The sequence below is a fragment of the Pseudonocardia sp. SID8383 genome, assembly GCF_009864975.1.
Classification (GTDB): Bacteria; Actinomycetota; Actinomycetes; order Mycobacteriales; family Pseudonocardiaceae; genus Pseudonocardia; species Pseudonocardia alni.
Map to the genome: position 1 here is coordinate 1 of NZ_WWFY01001130.1, position 1,560 is coordinate 1,560.

The following is a 1,560-nucleotide window of genomic DNA, read 5'->3' on the forward strand; positions in this document are numbered from 1 at the left end:
AGGGGAAGGCCGCCCTGCGCGCGGCGCGGGCGGCGTGGCCGTCGCCGGAGCTCGACACGCTGGTCGCGGTCGACCGGCGCCCGCACCATCCGCTGATCGTCGGCGTCGTCGTCGGCGTCGCCGGGGAGTCCCCGTCCGACGCGGCCCGCTGCGTCGGCTACCTCGCCGTCTCCGGGCCCGCGTCGGCGGCGGTCCGGCTGCTCGGGCTGGACCCGTTCGCCGTCAACGCCGCGCTCGTCGCCCTGGACGACGACCTGGCCGTCGTCGTCGACGAGGCCGCGGACCTCGCGGCGGGCGACCCCGCCGACCTCCCGGCGCCCGGCGCGCCGGTCCTCGACCTCATGGCCGAGTCCCACGTCCACCACCACCGCGAGAGGGTGCGTCTCTTTGCCTCCTGAACAGAGCCCGCCGACCGGGCAGACCGGGCACGGCCACGGTCATGTGATCAGCTTCGACCCGACGGTCACCGACCACGACCACCACGACCCGGCCCCGGGCGGCGGGCGCGCGGTGCGGATCGGGATCGGCGGGCCGGTCGGGTCGGGCAAGACGGCGCTGGTCGCGGCGCTGGCCCGCAGCCTCGGCGAGCGGGTCCGCCTGGCCGTGGTCACCAACGACATCTACACCACCGAGGACGCGGACTTCCTGCGCCGCAACGCCGTGCTGCCGCCGGAGCGGGTCGAGGCCGTGCAGACCGGCTGCTGCCCGCACACCGCGATCCGCGACGACATCACCGCCAACCTCGACGCCGTCGAGCTGCTGGAGGAGCGCTTCGGCGACCTGGACCTGGTGCTCGTGGAGTCCGGCGGGGACAACCTCACCGCGGTGTTCTCCCGCGGCCTGGTGGACCGGCAGATCTTCGTCGTCGACGTCGCGGGCGGGGACAAGGTGCCCCGCAAGGGCGGCCCCGGCGTCACCACCGCGGACCTGCTCGTGATCAACAAGACCGACCTGGCGCCGCTGGTCGGCGCCGACCTCGGGGTCATGACCAGCGACGCCGCGCGCATCCGCGGGGAGCTGCCGGTGATCGCGCAGTCGCTGGTCGAGGACCCGGGCGCCGGCGACGTCGGCGCCTGGGTGCTCGAGCAGGTCGCCGCGGTCCGGGCGAGCGTCTGAGGTGCTGGCCTGCGCGGAGCTCGTGGTCGTCGCGCGGGACGGCCGCTCGGTCGTCACCACGCTGCGGGCGCAGTCCCCGCTGGCCCTGGTCCCCCGTCGTGGCGTCACCGGTGCGAGCCGGTCCGACGCCGTCGTGCACCTGGTGGGGTCGGCCTCGACCCCGCTGGCCGGCGACGACGTCACCCTCACCGTGACCGTCGGCGCGGGGGCGCACCTGACCCTGACCGGGGTCGCGGCGGCCGTCGCCCTGCCGGGTGGCCGCAGTGCCGACCGCGCGGCCCGGCCGAGCCGGACCGTGCTGCGCTGCAGCGTCGGCGACGGCGGGTCGCTGACCTACCTGCCGGAGCCGACCGTGGTGACCGGGCGGGCCCACCACGAGACCGTGCTCGACGTGGTGCTCGCCCCGACCGCCGCGTTGCGCGCCCGGGACCTGCTGGTCGCCGG

The 1,560-nt window shown here is 76.5% G+C and carries 3 protein-coding genes; all 3 read left to right on the top strand.

Going from position 1 to position 1,560, the window contains the following annotated elements; all coding sequences use genetic code 11:
* A partial coding sequence (locus tag GTW08_RS27435; RefSeq protein ID WP_275939025.1) for an urease accessory UreF family protein occupies nucleotides 1-398 on the top strand: 398 nt, incomplete at its 5' end.
* Nucleotides 388-1,116 carry an urease accessory protein UreG gene (gene ureG / locus GTW08_RS27440; protein ID WP_073575031.1) on the top strand — a complete coding sequence of 243 codons (729 nt, stop codon included), beginning with the start codon at nucleotides 388-390 and terminating at the stop codon, nucleotides 1,114-1,116. The genes GTW08_RS27435 and ureG, both read left to right, overlap by 11 nt.
* A gap of 1 nt (nucleotide 1,117) precedes the next feature.
* Nucleotides 1,118-1,560 (top strand): urease accessory protein UreD (locus GTW08_RS27445; protein WP_161152720.1); only part of this gene is annotated, 443 nt, incomplete at its 3' end.